Source organism: Burkholderia crassaminum, from assembly GCF_964265005.1.
In the GTDB taxonomy this organism is placed as follows: domain Bacteria; phylum Pseudomonadota; class Gammaproteobacteria; order Burkholderiales; family Burkholderiaceae; genus Burkholderia.
Map to the genome: position 1 here is coordinate 964,454 of NZ_OZ183799.1, position 13,958 is coordinate 978,411.

The window sequence follows — 13,958 nt, forward strand, 5'->3', positions numbered from 1 at the left end:
TAAAATGCCGGGCCTGATCGGCCGAGACTTGGCCACTGTGACATGACAAGAAGTGCGATGAGCGTCTGCCAGGCGCACCGCACATTATTACTAGAGGAAGTTTCATGATCCTGGTTACCGGCGGCGCGGGTTTTATCGGTGCCAATTTCGTACTCGACTGGATGGACGCTTCGGGCGAGGCGGTGCTCAACATCGACAAGCTGACCTATGCGGGCAACCTGCGTACGCTGGCACCGCTGGACGGGAATCCGGATCATGTGTTCGCCCGGGTCGACATCTGCGATCGCGCGGCCCTCGATGCGCTGTTCGCCGAGCACAAGCCGCGGGCCGTGATCCACTTTGCCGCCGAAAGCCACGTCGACCGCTCGATTCACGGGCCGGCCGATTTCGTGCAAACCAACGTCGTCGGCACGTTTACGCTGCTCGAAGCGGCACGTACGCACTGGAACGGCCTGAACAATGCCGACAAGGCAGCATTCCGCTTCCTGCACGTGTCGACCGACGAGGTATTCGGCTCGCTGTCCGCGACCGATCCGCAATTCTCGGAGACGACGCCGTACGCGCCGAACAGCCCCTATTCGGCGACGAAGGCCGGCTCCGATCATCTGGTGCGTGCGTATCACCATACGTACGGCCTGCCGACACTCACGACGAACTGCTCGAACAACTACGGACCGTACCAGTTCCCGGAGAAGCTGATTCCGCTGATGATCGCGAATGCGCTCGCGGGCAAGCCGCTGCCGGTCTACGGCGATGGCCAGAACGTGCGCGACTGGCTGTACGTCGGCGACCACTGCAGCGCGATCCGCGAAGTGCTCGCGCGCGGCGTGCCGGGTGAGACGTACAACATCGGCGGCTGGAACGAGAAGAAGAACCTCGACGTCGTACATACGCTGTGCGACCTGCTCGATGCGGAGCGGCCGAAGGCGACGGGCTCGTACCGCGATCTGATCACGTACGTGACGGATCGCCCGGGTCACGACCGCCGCTATGCGATCGATGCACGCAAGCTCGAGCGCGAGCTCGGGTGGAAGCCTGCCGAAACGTTCGAGACGGGGCTCGCGAAGACCGTGCGCTGGTATCTCGACAACCAGGCATGGGTGGACGAAGTCGCGTCGGGTGATTACCGCAAGTGGGTCGAAACCAATTACGCGCAACGCACGTGAGGGTCTGATCGATGGCACGTAAAGGCATTATTCTCGCCGGCGGCTCGGGCACGCGGCTGTATCCGATTACGCATGTCGTATCGAAACAGCTCCTTCCGGTGTACGACAAGCCGATGATCTACTACCCGCTGTCGACGCTGATGGTGGCGGGTATCCGCGATGTCCTGATCATCTCGACGCCGCACGATACGCCGCGCTTCGAAGCGATGCTGGGCGACGGCAGTCAATGGGGGATGAATATCCAGTTCGCGGTGCAGCCGTCGCCGGACGGGCTCGCGCAGGCGTTCATCATCGGCAAGTCGTTCATCGGCAACGATCCGTCGGCACTGATCCTTGGCGACAACATCTTCTACGGGCACGATCTCGCGAAGCAGCTCGAGCGGGCCGACGAAAACACGAACGGCGCAACGGTGTTCGCGTATCACGTCCAGGATCCCGAGCGTTACGGTGTCGTCGAATTCGACCGGGATTTCCGCGCGTTGTCGATCGAGGAAAAGCCGGCCAAGCCGCGCTCGAACTACGCGGTCACGGGCCTGTACTTCTACGACAATCGCGTGTGCGATATTGCGTCGGAGATCAAGCCGTCGCCGCGCGGCGAGCTCGAGATCACCGACGTGAACTCGCGCTATCTCGCCGACGGCGCACTCGACGTCGAGATCATGGGGCGCGGCTATGCGTGGCTCGACACCGGCACGCACGACTCACTGATCGATGCGGCGATGTTCATCGCGACGCTGCAGAAGCGCCAGGGCCTCGTCGTCGCCTGCCCGGAAGAGATCGCCTACCGCAAGAAGTGGATCGACGCCGAGCAACTGGGCAAGCTCGCCGCACCGCTGTCGAAAAACAGCTACGGGCGATATCTCCAACACATTCTTTCCGATCAAGTCGCATGGCCATCCAGGTAACAGCAACGGCACTGCCGGAAGTCAAGATCGTCGAGCCGAAGGTGTTCGGCGACGCACGCGGTTACTTCTACGAGAGCTTCAATGCCCAGGAGTTCGCCGAACAGGTCGGACCGGGCATCGAGTTCGTGCAGGACAATCACTCGCGTTCGGTGCGCGGGGTGCTGCGCGGGCTGCACTATCAGCTCCAGCATGCGCAGGGGAAGCTCGTGCGCGTGGTCGAAGGCGAGGTGTTCGACGTCGCGGTCGACGTGCGCCGCAGCTCGCCGAACTTCGGCAAGTGGGTCGGCGTGACGCTGTCCGCCGACAATCATCGGCAGCTCTGGGTGCCGCCGGGGTTCGCGCATGGCTTCCTTGTGGTGTCCGAGTCCGCGCAGTTCCTCTACAAGACGACCGATTATTGGTTTCCCGAGCACGAGCGCAGCATTGTCTGGAACGATCCGGACATCGGGATCGAATGGCCGTTCGACGGCGAGCCGGTTCTCGCCGCGAAAGACGCGGCGGGCCGGCGGCTCGCCGATGCGGAAGTCTACGCGTGAGCGTGCAGGGGCCGGTTGCCGCGGCGGCAGTCCGATTCGCCGGCCGGATCGGGCAACGTGCACCCGCCGGGGCGCCACTCAATTCTGAATGCCATGAATGATTCGTTTCGTGTAACGCAGCCGATTCTCGTGACCGGCGCCAATGGACAGGTCGGCTTCGAGTTGACGCGATCGCTGCAAGGGCTGGCGCCGGTTGTCGCGCTCGGCCGCAGCGGCCTCGATCTTGCCGATCCGGACCAGATTCGTCGCGTCGTGCGCGACATCGGCCCAGCCGTCATCGTCAACGCGGCGGCGTACACCGCAGTCGACCGCGCGGAAAGCGACGAAGCGGCGGCGCGGCAAATCAATGGCGACGCGCCTGGCATACTGGCCGAGGAGGCTGCGCGTGCCGGTGCGCTGCTGGTTCATTACTCGACGGATTACGTGTTCGACGGGCACGGCGATCAGCCGTTCCGCGAGGACGACCCGACCGGCCCGCTGAATGTCTATGGCCGCACCAAGCTTGCTGGCGAGCAGGCAATTGCGGCCGTCGGCGGCGATCACCTGGTATTCCGCACGAGCTGGGTGTACGGGGCAACGGGAAAGAATTTTCTCGGGACGATGCTCAGGCTAGGGCGCGAACGCGACGAACTGAACGTCGTCGCGGACCAGATCGGCGCGCCGACGTGGAGTGGCACGATTGCCGCACTGACCGGCCATGTCCTGGCCCGCTACTGCGCCGATCGTGGCGGCCAGCGCGACTGGTGGCACGAGCACGCCGGGATCTATCATTTGACGAATGGCGGCGAAACGTCGTGGCATGGCTTTGCCAAGGCCATTTTCGCCCGCGCGGGCCTGGACCGCGTCGCCGTGCATCCGATCACGAGCGATCAATATCCGACGCCTGCGGCGCGTCCCCGCAACTCGCGATTGTCGGGCGACAAGCTGTCCCGCGTGTTCGGATTGCGCGCGCCGTCGTGGGAGGATTCGCTGGCGCGCTGCTTGCAGGAACCCGGCTTCGCCTGACCGGCGCCCACCCGCTATTGTCCGAAACAGGGTGGCATCATACAGATGACACAATATGTTCCGCCGCAACAATCTGTAACAGGCCTGCTCATTTATAATGCTGCGCTGGCGAGTCGGCGCCCGGGCCTGATTGTCACGGCAAAGGCGGCATGGCCAAGGTTGCGCGCGGGTGTGCCGGTTTTCCTCCGGCGAGCGCGTCCGCAAGGGGCTGACCGTTGCGTTCATCCTGGTTGGCGGCGGCGCGGGCAATTTTTACAACTTGATAATATTTCCCTGCCCACCTTCAGTACCATCTCTCAGTTGCTGTGACCTGGCGAGGTCTTCCCGAGCGGATTCGCATGACAGGTGGTGGCAGTAAGGTGTAAACAGCGAAACCACAATCTGCTCAATGACTCGATCTTCGTCGCTCAGCTATCTGCTCTCGATTTCCGTTGTCGCGTATCGACCGGATCGGGTGCTGCTCGAGCGTACGCTGTCGACCCTGCTCGATTCGCTGCTGGCGTTGCGTGACACCCCGCAGGCGGCTGAGTGCGAGCGGCTGGCGAGGTTCTATCTCGTCGACAACGGTGACAGCGAGGTTTCGCAAGCATGGCGGGAGCGCCTCGAGCAGGCCGGCGTCGACTTCGAAGTGCTGCGCGGTCACGGAAACGTGGGTTACGGCCGGGGGCACAATCTCGCCATCGAGCGCAGCGACAGTGTTTTCCATCTCGTCCTGAACCCGGACGTGCTGTGCCAGCGCGATACGCTGACGGCTGCGATCGAATTGATGGCCGCGCATCCGGAAATCGGCCTGGTCGTTCCCGAGGTTCGCGGCGAGGACGGGTCGATCCAGTACCTGTGCCGCCGTTATCCGAAAGTCCTTGACCTGTTGTTGCGCGGCTTTGCGCCGCAATCGATCCGCCGCCTGTTCAAGGGGCGCCTGGAGCGCTATGAAATGCGCGAAGAGTGCGGCACGGCCGAAGATGTCTGGGGGCCCGCCATCGTGAGCGGCTGCTTCATGTTTTATCGAAGCAGCGTGTTGCGGAAGCTTGCCGGCTTCGACCCGCGCTATTTTCTCTACTTCGAGGACTACGACCTCAGCCTCCGGACGGCCGAGGTGGCGCGGATCGTCTATTCGCCGCGCGTCCGGATCGTTCATTTCGGAGGCGGGGCGGCCAGGAAGGGATGGTTGCATATCCGGCTGTTCGTCGCGTCGGCGATCCAGTTCTACAACCGTTTTGGCTGGCGGTGGATCTGATGCGCATTCTGGTTTCCGGTGCGAATGGATTTGTCGGGCGCGTGGTGTGCGCCGCGGCGGTGGCGCGCGGTCATGACGTGACGGCACTCGTCCGCCGTGCGGGCCTCGGCCTGCCCGGCGTGCGCGAATGGGTGTCGCCCGAGCCCGATTTCGTATCGGTCGGTGACGCATGGGCCGCCGGCGAGATCGATGCCGTCGTGCACACGGCGGCGCGCGTGCATCAGTTCGGGCGCCACGAGGCGCAACTGCTCGACGCGTATCGCCGCACCAACGTCGACGGCACGCTGCGGCTGGCCGAGGCGGCCTATCGGCACGGCTGCCGCCGGTTCGTGAGCATGAGCAGCGTGAAGGCGCTGGCCGAGCGCGATGCCGGCCGGCCCCTGTGCGAGAGCGACACGCCCCGGCCGCTCGATGCATACGGCGTGTCGAAGCGCGAGACCGAGGAGGCGCTGGCGGCGCTCGCCGCCTCTTATCAGCGGGAGGGCGTGTCCGTGCGCTGCCCGCTCGTCTACGGCCCCGGTGTCGCAGGCAACTTCGAACGCCTGATGTCGGCGGTCGCGCGTCGTACGCCGCTGCCGCTCGGACGGGCATCTGCGCCGCGCAGCCTGGTCTACGTCGGCAACCTCGCCGATGCGTTGCTGGCGCTGGCGGAACACACGGGCGCATGCCGGTCCGTCTATCACGTGGCGGATCGCGAAACCCTGACCGTGCGCGAGCTGATCGAGGCGCTGGGGCGTCATCTCGGGCAGCCGGCGCGCCTCATCGACGTTCCCGTCGGCCTGCTGCAACTGGCGGCGCGCGTGACCGGGCGGACCGAGACGGTGCGCCGGCTCGTCGATCCGCTGCGGCTCGATACCGCCGCAATCCGGCAGGATCTCGGCTGGCAGCCGCCCTTCAGCTGTGAAGAGGGCCTGGCGCAAACCGCCCGCGGGCGTCGTGAACTTCGCGGGGAGGCGCGCTGAACATGCAGGATCTTCCTTCAATCGCTGTGGCCGCGGCCTTTGCCGCGGTCCTGTGCGTGGCGGTGCTGGCCGGGCTGCTGAAGACGCGGCTTGCGTGGCGGCTCGCGATCGATACGCCCAACTGGCGGTCACTTCATACGATACCCGTGCCGCGCGTCGGCGGCTGGGGCGTCGTGCCCGCGGCCGCGGTGGTAGCGCTGTCGCTTGGTGCCGTGTCGCGGATCGGCTACGCGCTGGCAGGCATGGTGGCGTTGGCGGTACTCTCGTTCATTGACGACCGGCGCGGGCTGCCGGCCAGCATCCGGTTTGCCGTCCACTTCATCGTGGCCGGGCTGTTCGTCTGGTCGCTCGGGGGCGGCAACGGCCTGTGGGTGATGATCGGGCTGGGCGTGGCGATCGTCTGGATGACCAACCTGTACAACTTCATGGACGGCCTCGACGGGCTTGCCGGCGGCATGGCGCTGTTCGGGTTCGCGGCCTATGCGTGGGCGGCCGCCGGCCACGCACCGGAACTGGCCGTCATTGCCGCGGCGCTGGCCGGCGCCGCGCTGGGTTTTCTTGTATTCAATTTTCACCCGGCGAAGATCTTTCTCGGCGACGTCGGCTCGATTCCTCTGGGCTTCATGGCCGGTGCGCTCGGACTGTACGGCTGGCGGCACGAGGCCTGGCCGCTCTGGTATCCGGCGATTGTCTTTTCGCCGTTCATCGCGGATGCGTCGCTGACGCTCGCGAAGCGCATCATCCGGAAGGAGAAGATCTGGGAGGCGCACCGTGAGCATTACTATCAGCGTCTGGTCCGGATGGGCATGGGGCATCGGCCGATTGCCGCGGTCTGGTACGGCCTGATGGCGGCCGCGGCGCTGCTGGGCATCGGGATGCTGCAATTGTCAGCGTTCGCCCAGTACGCGATCGTGGTGTTGTGGTATCTAGGGTTGCTTGTCGCGTGCTACAGGCTGGATGCGGCCTGGAAGCGCTTCGAGCGCCAGGAATCCGCCTGACGCGGAAGCGGCTGGTCGTCTCGACGTCACCCTGCGTCGAGCGGCCGAGGGAAGCGTGCAGCCGCGTCGACGGATGGCGACGCGGGTGCGAAGGTAAATTGGAGCTGGACAACTGATACGTATGAGTCAAATCGATTACCGAAGGAACGAGCTGTTCGACACGGTCAAGGCGCCGCAACTGTGGGGCTTGCTCGCGTGGTACGACATCAAGCAGCGCTACCGTCGCTCGGTGCTGGGGCCGTTCTGGATGACGCTGAGCACCGGGATCATGATCGCGACGCTGGGTGTCGTCTGGTCGATGATCTTCAAGATGCAGATTCACGAGTACCTGCCGTTCTACGCGATCGGTCAGGTCGTCTGGTCGTTCTATTCAACGCAGGTCAACGAGTCGTGCACGGCGTTTTCCCAGTTCGAAGGGCTGATGAAGCAGACGCGTCTGCCGCTGCCGTCGTTCGTGCTCCGGCTGGTGGTCCGAAATCTGATCATCTTCGCGCACAACTTCGTGGTGGTCGCACTGGTCATCACGTTCATCGGTCCCGGCTGGTCGTGGTACGCGTTGCTGGCGGTGCCGGGGCTGATGCTCGCATCGGTCGCGATCTTCTTCATTTCGCTGTGCGTGGCCATTCCGTGCACCCGTTTCCGTGACCTGCTGCCCGTCGTGCAGAACCTGACGATGATCGGCTTCTACCTGACGCCGATCCTGTGGCAACCGAAGACGCTCGGCTCGAAGTTCGAGTGGATGGTCGCCCTCAACCCGGCCGCACATCTGCTCGACGTCGTGCGCAGCCCGCTGCTGGGGCAGATGCCGTCGCTCGCATCGTGGGCCTGGGTAATCGGCATTACTGTAGTAACTGGCGGGGTGGCATCGCTGATGTTGTCGCGGTATCGCCACCGTGTTGCGTATTGGCTTTGATCGAGAGTGGCTGTATGGAATCTGTGCATATTCGTGCTGAACGCATCACCGTCGAGTTTCCGATTTTCAACGCGTCGCACCGCTCGCTGAAGAAGGCGGTGTTGCGCGCCACGACCGGCGGGCGCGTCGCACACGATGCCGGCAAGCACGTCGTCGTGCGCGCTGTGAGCGAAGCGACGTTCGAGTTCAAGCCGGGCGATCGCGTTGCGCTGGTCGGCCACAACGGCGCCGGCAAGACCACGCTGCTGCGCGTGCTGTCGGGCGTGTATGCGCCGGTCTCGGGGCGGCTCGACGTGAAAGGGCGCATCGGCTCGCTGCTGGACATCTCGCTCGGGATGGATCCGGAAGCGACCGGCTACGAAAACATCTTTTTGCGCGGCGTCGTGATGGGGCTGCGGCCGAGCGAGATCGAAGCGAAGATCGACGAGATCGCCGAGTTCAGCGAACTGGGCGACTACCTGAACATGCCGACCCGCACCTATTCGAGCGGGATGGCGCTGCGGCTCGCGTTCGCGGTTTCGACGGCTGTCCACCCGGACATTCTGCTGATGGACGAGTGGCTGTCGGTCGGCGACGAGTCGTTCAACAAGAAAGCGTCGGACCGGTTGAATTCGCTGGTCGAGCGATCGTCGATCCTCGTGATGGCATCGCATTCGCCGCAACTCGTGGAGCGCGTGTGCAACCGGAAGATCGTCATCGACAAAGGGACGCTGACCGAGGTGCCGATGGACAAGCCGATGTCGGATCTCGTGGTTAGTGCGTAGTTCATAACATTCGTCAAGCGCACCCCTGGCCGAGGCCGGGGTGTGCAAAGACGGGTGGGATATAATCCGCTACGGATATACAAGGCATACCCTGAGCGGGCGAGCGAGTCTCAATACAAGTAATTCGCATCTGCTGCCGGGATCGTGACGTCCAACGAGAGCGTCATGTGCCTGCCGTGCAGTGGGTGGGTTGGCGTCCTAACGAGAGTGATCTCTGGGGCGGTATGGTCCAAGTTCTTGAAAGGCTTGGGTTCGAGAATGTTAGCCAGGCCCGGTCACGACGACAGCCGTTTGTCGCCACGATCTGGCGGGCAGACGGGTATCTTCTCGATGAAGCCGGATAGAAGGTAACTTTATGCGCATATTGGTCCTCGGCGTTTCCGGCATGCTGGGAAACGCAGTCTTTCGAGTATTTGCGGGCGATTCGGCCTTCGAAGTTTTCGGCGCAGCACGTAGCGCCTCAGCGTTGCGGCATTTCGACGAGAGTCTCGCGAAGCGCATTCTGGTCGGCTTCGACGTGGAAAGCCCCGATGCGTTGATGCGGTTGTTCGCCGCGACCAAGCCGGACGTGGTCGTCAACTGTATTGGCCTGGTCAAGCAATTGTCCGCGGCCAACCAGATCCTCGATGCCGTCCCGCTCAATACGATTCTTCCGCACCGTCTCGCCGTGCTCTGCGAAGCGGCGGGTGCGCGTCTGATCCAGGTCAGTACCGATTGCGTTTTCTCCGGCGCGAAGGGCGGGTACCTGGAAAGCGATTTTCCCGATGCCTACGACATTTACGGCCGCTCGAAGCTGCTCGGCGAAGTCGACTACCCGAACGCGATCACGCTTCGCACGTCGATCATCGGCCACGAGCTCGAAGGCAGCCGCAGCCTGGTCGGCTGGTTCCTGGCGCAGCAAGGGTCGGTGAAGGGTTTCACCAAGGCTGTTTTCTCGGGCCTTCCGACCGTCGAGCTCGCGACGGTCATGAAAGACTACGTGGTTCCGCGTCCGCAGATGCGCGGCCTTTACCACGTATCTGCCGCCCCGATCGACAAGTACGAATTGTTGCGGCTCGTGGCCGATGCCTATGGCAAGGATATCCGCATTGATCCGTCGGACGAACTTGTCATCGATCGCTCCCTCGATTCGACGCGCTTCCGGGCCGAGACGGGTTACCAGCCACCTGCGTGGCCGGAACTCGTCCGCCGCATGCGCGATTTCAAATGACTGAACGATAAAGGTTAGACGTACGGCAATGTTTGCAAACAAAACCCTGATGATTACGGGCGGCACCGGCTCCTTCGGCAACGCCGTTCTCAAGCGCTTCCTCGACACCGACATCTCCGAGATCCGGATTTTCAGCCGCGACGAGAAGAAACAGGAAGACATGCGGATTGCGTTCAACAATCCGAAGCTGCGTTTCTATATCGGTGACGTTCGCGATTACGACAGCGTGCGGCAGGCGATGCACGGTGTGGACTACGTGTTCCATGCGGCGGCGCTCAAGCAGGTGCCGTCGTGCGAGTTCTACCCGATGGAGGCTGTCCAGACCAACATCATCGGCGCGGAAAACGTGATGGCGGCAGCGATTCACGAAGGTGTCGAGCGTGTCATCGTGCTGAGCACCGACAAGGCCGTCTACCCGATCAACGCGATGGGGTTGTCGAAGGCGATGATGGAAAAGCTGATGGTGGCCAAGTCGCGGATGCGGCGCGAAGGCGAGACGATTCTCTGCGCGACGCGTTACGGTAACGTGATGGCGAGCCGTGGGTCGGTCATTCCGCTGTTCGTATCGCAGATCCAGGAAGGCAAGCCGCTGACCATCACCGATCCGGAGATGACACGTTTCCTGATGTCGCTCGACGATTCGGTCGATCTGGTGCTGTACGCGTTCGAGCACGGCAACCAGGGTGACATCTTCGTGCAGAAGGCGCCCGCGTCGACGATCCAGGATCTTGCCGAAGCCCTGAGGGACCTGTTCAAGGCAGGCAACGAGATCAAGGCGATCGGCACGCGGCACGGCGAGAAGCTGTACGAGTCGCTCGTGAGCCGCGAAGAACTCGCGCGAGCCGACGATCTCGGCGGCTACTACCGGATCCCGGCGGATGCGCGCGACCTGAACTACGCGAAGTTCTTCGTCGAAGGCGAAGCGAAGATTTCGACCTTCGAGGACTACACGTCCCACAACACCGAGCGGCTCGACCGCGAAGGCGTCAAGTCGCTGCTGATGAAGCTCGATTTCATCCGGGAGCAACTCGATGCTTAAGGTCATGACGATCGTCGGCACGCGTCCCGAGCTGATCAAGATGGCCCGGGTGATTGCCGAGTTCGACAAGCATACCAATCACGTGCTGGTGCATACCGGCCAGAACTTCGACTTCGAGCTGAACCAGATCTTCTTCGACGAGCTCGGCATTCGCAAGCCCGACTACTTCCTCGAGGCAGTCGGCGAAAACGCGGCGCAGACGATTGCGCGCGTGATCGAGAAGTCGGACAAGGTGATGGAGCAGGAGAAGCCCGATGCGGTGCTGCTCTACGGCGACACGAATTCGTGCCTCGCGGTCATCTCGGCGAAGCGCCGCAAGATCCCGGTGTTCCACATGGAAGCCGGGAATCGCTGTTTTGACCAGCGTGTGCCCGAGGAACTGAACCGGAAGGTGCTCGACCACCTCAGCGACATCAACCTGGTGCTGACCGAACATGCGCGACGCTACCTGATCGCGGAGGGCATTCCGCAGGACCGGATCATCAAGTCCGGGTCGCACATGGCCGAGGTGCTCGAGCACTTCAAGCACGAAATCGAAGCGGCGACCGCGCTGGAAAAGCTGGGGCTCGAGGAGCGCAAATACTTCGTGGTCAGCGCGCACCGCGAGGAGAACGTCGATTCCGAGGAGAACCTGCGCAGCCTCGTCGCGACGCTTGATGCGCTGGCCGCCAAGTACGGCTTCCCGGTCATCGTGTCGACGCATCCGCGCACGCAGAAGCGGATGGCGGCGCTCGACCTGAAGCCGGCGTCGCCGCTGGTCCGGTATCTGAAGCCGTTCGGATTCTTCGATTACGTCAAGCTCCAGCAGAAGGCAACCTGCGTGCTGTCGGACAGCGGAACGATCACCGAGGAGTCGGCGCTGCTGAACTTCCCGGCGGTCACGATCCGGAATTCGCACGAGCGGCCCGAAGGCATGGATCAGGGCACGCTCGTGATGTGCGGGCTGCAGGCGGACTACGTGCTCGATGCAGTCGGTATCGTGACGGCGCAGTGGGCAGAAGCGGGCGATACGTACCGGCCGCCCGCTGACTACGTCGCCGAGAACGTCTCGCAAAAGATTCTTCGCATCGTTCTGAGCTACACGCGATTCGTCAATCAGCGCGTGTGGTTCCAATTCTAGACACATGGGTCGAGAAATGACGCAATTTACTCAAGCGCAACTCAAGTCGGTTGCCGAATATTCCTGCGCTCGCCTGCTTGCTGCCCGGGAAGGTGTCGAGCTTTTCAACGAGCCCTTCAAGCACGTCGTCATCGACAACTTTTTCCCTGACGACTTCGCGAAAGCGTGCCTCGACGCGTTTCCGGCCATCACCGATCCGATCTGGGAGCACTCGAACGATCCGGATATCGAAGTGAAATACCGGACTGACTGGAAATCGGAATTCGACATTCCGGACGGCATGCTGCCGTCCGTGCGCGTGCTGAACAGCGCGCCGTTCCTGCAGGCGATGTCGAAGGTGATGGGCATCCAGAAGATCATTCCGGATCCGTACTTCACGGGCGGCGGCCTCAACGTCACGCTGCGCGGCGGCCTGCTCGACGTGCACGTCGACGGCAACTACCACGACGCAACCGGGTTGAACCGGCGCCTGAATGCGCTCGTCTATCTGAATCCGACGTGGCAGGAAGAGTGGGGCGGCGAGTTCGGCGTGTACGACGCCGAAGGCGAGGTATGCGTGAAGAAGGTCGCGCCGCTGTACAACCGCCTGGTGATTTTCGACTCGCACGACAAGAGCTTCCACGGGCTGCCCGATCCGGTCAACTTCCCGGAGCACGAGCCGCGCCGGTCGATCATTCTCTATTACTACACGATGGAACCGCGCCCTGACGGCCAGGTCGTCGTGGACGAGCCGCACAGCGCGCTGTGGAAGAAGCGGAACCTCCTGGACAAGCGCGGTAACAAGACGCGCAACTTCACCTGATCCATGCGCACTGTTCTGAACATTTCCAAACATGACGCAACCGGACGGAGATTCAACAATCTGGATGCCCGTCCGGGCTTTCTTGCGCATGATTGGGACGCGAAGTTTGCCTGCTGGACCCCTCGCACGGAGTCAGAGGAATATGTTCAGCAGGCAGGTTCGAGCTTGACCCGCAACATGACGCCGCTGCTGTCGAAGCTGGGGCGTCGAACCGGTAACCTGAACGGCTATTACCGCAACGCATCGTCGATCACGAATCTCGATTTCTATCGAGAGGCCGATCTGCTGCACTTTCATATCGTCCACGAGGAATTCCTGTCGGTGCGCGACTGGGTCGAGATCGCTGCCGACAAGCCGCTGGTCTGGACGTGGCATGACCCGTATATGTTAAGCGGTCACTGCATTTATTCACTGGATTGCAACGGCTTCGAATCCGGCTGTATCCGCTGCCCGAATCTCAATTATCATTTCCCGATCAAGCGGGACCGCAGCGCGCGCAATCTCGAGGAAAAGCTCGCGGCAGTGAAGAAGCTCGATCCGATGGTGATCCTGGCTTCGGAATACATGCGCGAACTGGTAGCACGCTCGGTATACGAAAACCAGATCCGCGTTCGCGTGGTGCCGTTCGGTGTCGAAATGGGCTCGGGGCTCAGCCAGGCCGACGCCAAGCGGGCGTTGGGCATTCCGGAAGGCAATATCGTGGTCGGGTTCCGGGCGGTGTATTCGGAATACAAGGGGATGACGCTGATCCTTGCCGCGCTGCGCCGGTTGTCGGCGCGTTATCCGGGCTTGCCGATCACAATCATTGCTTTCCAGGAGACGGGCTGTTGTCGCGGCCTGTCCAGCCGTTATCAGATCATCGACACGGGCTGGATCAAGGACGCGGAAATCGCCACGTATTACAGCGCGATGGACTACTTCTTCATGCCGTCGAAGGCGGAAGCGTTCGGCCTGATGGCCATCGAGGCGATGGCTGCCGGTGCGACGCCGATCGTGACGGTCGGCACCGCGCTGCCTGCGCTGGTTGGTGCGCCGATCTACGGCCTGTGCAGCGAGCATTCGGACGATGCGTATGCGGATGTCGTCGAGACAGCCGTTCTTCGCGCGGATCGCAATGCCGAAGGACGTGCGGCCCGCCAGCAGTTTGCGCGGGACCATTACAGCATGGATGTTTTCTGCAAAGAACTCTCCGGAATTTACGATGAAGAAGTTGAGTATTCCCATAGTGTCCGACGTACCTCCTGATTCCAGCTATACGGCTGGGCAGGTGCTGCACCGGATCATGTCGTCGATACCCGACG

At 62.6% G+C, this 13,958-nt stretch carries 14 protein-coding genes; all 14 read left to right on the plus strand.

What is annotated here, in order from left to right; all coding sequences use genetic code 11:
* The first annotated feature begins 104 nt into the window (after positions 1–104).
* The 14 genes from rfbB (at position 105) to ACPTTF_RS04440 (ending at position 13,902) form a co-directional block, all read left to right on the plus strand.
* A complete protein-coding gene (rfbB, locus tag ACPTTF_RS04375) occupies positions 105–1,166 on the plus strand; it encodes a dTDP-glucose 4,6-dehydratase (RefSeq protein ID WP_423370377.1) in 1,062 nt (353 codons plus the stop codon).
* Between the two features lie 11 nt (positions 1,167–1,177).
* A complete protein-coding gene (rfbA, locus tag ACPTTF_RS04380) occupies positions 1,178–2,071 on the plus strand; it encodes a glucose-1-phosphate thymidylyltransferase RfbA (protein WP_423370378.1) in 894 nt (297 codons plus the stop codon).
* A complete protein-coding gene (rfbC, locus tag ACPTTF_RS04385; protein WP_423370379.1) occupies positions 2,056–2,607 on the plus strand; it encodes a dTDP-4-dehydrorhamnose 3,5-epimerase in 552 nt (183 codons plus the stop codon). Before rfbA ends, rfbC begins: the two co-directional genes overlap by 16 nt.
* Positions 2,608–2,700: 93 nt before the next feature.
* Positions 2,701–3,612 carry a dTDP-4-dehydrorhamnose reductase gene (gene rfbD / locus ACPTTF_RS04390; RefSeq protein ID WP_423370380.1) on the plus strand — a complete coding sequence of 304 codons (912 nt, stop codon included), beginning with the start codon at positions 2,701–2,703 and terminating at the stop codon, positions 3,610–3,612.
* Positions 3,613–4,000: 388 nt separating this feature from the next.
* Positions 4,001–4,849, plus strand: a complete 849-nt coding sequence (locus tag ACPTTF_RS04395) for a glycosyltransferase (RefSeq protein WP_423370381.1) — start codon at positions 4,001–4,003, stop codon at positions 4,847–4,849.
* Positions 4,846–5,811 (plus strand): NAD-dependent epimerase/dehydratase family protein, encoded by a 966-nt coding sequence (locus tag ACPTTF_RS04400; RefSeq protein ID WP_423371845.1) that lies wholly within the window; start codon positions 4,846–4,848, stop codon positions 5,809–5,811. Before ACPTTF_RS04395 ends, ACPTTF_RS04400 begins: the two co-directional genes overlap by 4 nt.
* Before the next feature lie 2 nt (positions 5,812–5,813).
* A complete protein-coding gene (locus ACPTTF_RS04405) occupies positions 5,814–6,809 on the plus strand; it encodes an MraY family glycosyltransferase (protein WP_423370382.1) in 996 nt (331 codons plus the stop codon).
* Between the two features lie 121 nt (positions 6,810–6,930).
* Complete coding sequence (locus tag ACPTTF_RS04410) at positions 6,931–7,722, plus strand: ABC transporter permease (protein WP_423370383.1); 792 nt, start codon at positions 6,931–6,933, stop codon at positions 7,720–7,722.
* Between the two features lie 14 nt (positions 7,723–7,736).
* Positions 7,737–8,486: an ABC transporter ATP-binding protein gene (locus ACPTTF_RS04415; protein ID WP_423370384.1), complete on the plus strand. Its 750-nt coding sequence runs from the start codon at positions 7,737–7,739 to the stop codon at positions 8,484–8,486.
* 355 nt (positions 8,487–8,841) lie between these two features.
* Positions 8,842–9,696 carry a dTDP-4-dehydrorhamnose reductase family protein gene (locus ACPTTF_RS04420; RefSeq protein WP_423370385.1) on the plus strand — a complete coding sequence of 285 codons (855 nt, stop codon included), beginning with the start codon at positions 8,842–8,844 and terminating at the stop codon, positions 9,694–9,696.
* Between the two features lie 28 nt (positions 9,697–9,724).
* On the plus strand, positions 9,725–10,735 hold the full coding sequence (locus tag ACPTTF_RS04425) for a polysaccharide biosynthesis protein (protein WP_423370386.1): 1,011 nt from the start codon (positions 9,725–9,727) through the stop codon (positions 10,733–10,735).
* On the plus strand, positions 10,728–11,855 hold the full coding sequence (wecB, locus tag ACPTTF_RS04430; protein WP_423370387.1) for a non-hydrolyzing UDP-N-acetylglucosamine 2-epimerase: 1,128 nt from the start codon (positions 10,728–10,730) through the stop codon (positions 11,853–11,855). The genes ACPTTF_RS04425 and wecB overlap by 8 nt, the downstream gene beginning before the upstream one ends.
* 16 nt (positions 11,856–11,871) lie before the next feature.
* Positions 11,872–12,657 carry a 2OG-Fe(II) oxygenase gene (locus ACPTTF_RS04435; protein WP_423370388.1) on the plus strand — a complete coding sequence of 262 codons (786 nt, stop codon included), beginning with the start codon at positions 11,872–11,874 and terminating at the stop codon, positions 12,655–12,657.
* Between the two features lie 3 nt (positions 12,658–12,660).
* The gene (locus tag ACPTTF_RS04440) at positions 12,661–13,902 is read left to right on the plus strand and encodes a glycosyltransferase (protein ID WP_423391151.1); all 1,242 of its coding nucleotides are present in this window, start codon (positions 12,661–12,663) and stop codon (positions 13,900–13,902) included.
* Positions 13,903–13,958 lie beyond the last annotated feature (56 nt).

What these genes read in the sequence shown, in the direction of transcription:
- rfbB (WP_423370377.1), top strand. Translation starts at nt 105, where the DNA reads ATGATCCTGGTTACCGGCGGCGCGGGTTTTATCGGTGCCAATTTCGTA.
- ACPTTF_RS04440 (WP_423391151.1), top strand. Translation starts at nt 12,661, where the DNA reads ATGCGCACTGTTCTGAACATTTCCAAACATGACGCAACCGGACGGAGA.
- ACPTTF_RS04425 (WP_423370386.1), top strand. Translation starts at nt 9,725, where the DNA reads ATGTTTGCAAACAAAACCCTGATGATTACGGGCGGCACCGGCTCCTTC.
- ACPTTF_RS04410 (WP_423370383.1), top strand. Translation starts at nt 6,931, where the DNA reads ATGAGTCAAATCGATTACCGAAGGAACGAGCTGTTCGACACGGTCAAG.
- rfbC (WP_423370379.1), top strand. Translation starts at nt 2,056, where the DNA reads ATGGCCATCCAGGTAACAGCAACGGCACTGCCGGAAGTCAAGATCGTC.
- ACPTTF_RS04420 (WP_423370385.1), top strand. Translation starts at nt 8,842, where the DNA reads ATGCGCATATTGGTCCTCGGCGTTTCCGGCATGCTGGGAAACGCAGTC.
- ACPTTF_RS04395 (WP_423370381.1), top strand. Translation starts at nt 4,001, where the DNA reads ATGACTCGATCTTCGTCGCTCAGCTATCTGCTCTCGATTTCCGTTGTC.
- wecB (WP_423370387.1), top strand. Translation starts at nt 10,728, where the DNA reads ATGCTTAAGGTCATGACGATCGTCGGCACGCGTCCCGAGCTGATCAAG.
- rfbD (WP_423370380.1), top strand. Translation starts at nt 2,701, where the DNA reads ATGAATGATTCGTTTCGTGTAACGCAGCCGATTCTCGTGACCGGCGCC.
- ACPTTF_RS04415 (WP_423370384.1), top strand. Translation starts at nt 7,737, where the DNA reads ATGGAATCTGTGCATATTCGTGCTGAACGCATCACCGTCGAGTTTCCG.
- ACPTTF_RS04435 (WP_423370388.1), top strand. Translation starts at nt 11,872, where the DNA reads ATGACGCAATTTACTCAAGCGCAACTCAAGTCGGTTGCCGAATATTCC.
- rfbA (WP_423370378.1), top strand. Translation starts at nt 1,178, where the DNA reads ATGGCACGTAAAGGCATTATTCTCGCCGGCGGCTCGGGCACGCGGCTG.
- ACPTTF_RS04405 (WP_423370382.1), top strand. Translation starts at nt 5,814, where the DNA reads ATGCAGGATCTTCCTTCAATCGCTGTGGCCGCGGCCTTTGCCGCGGTC.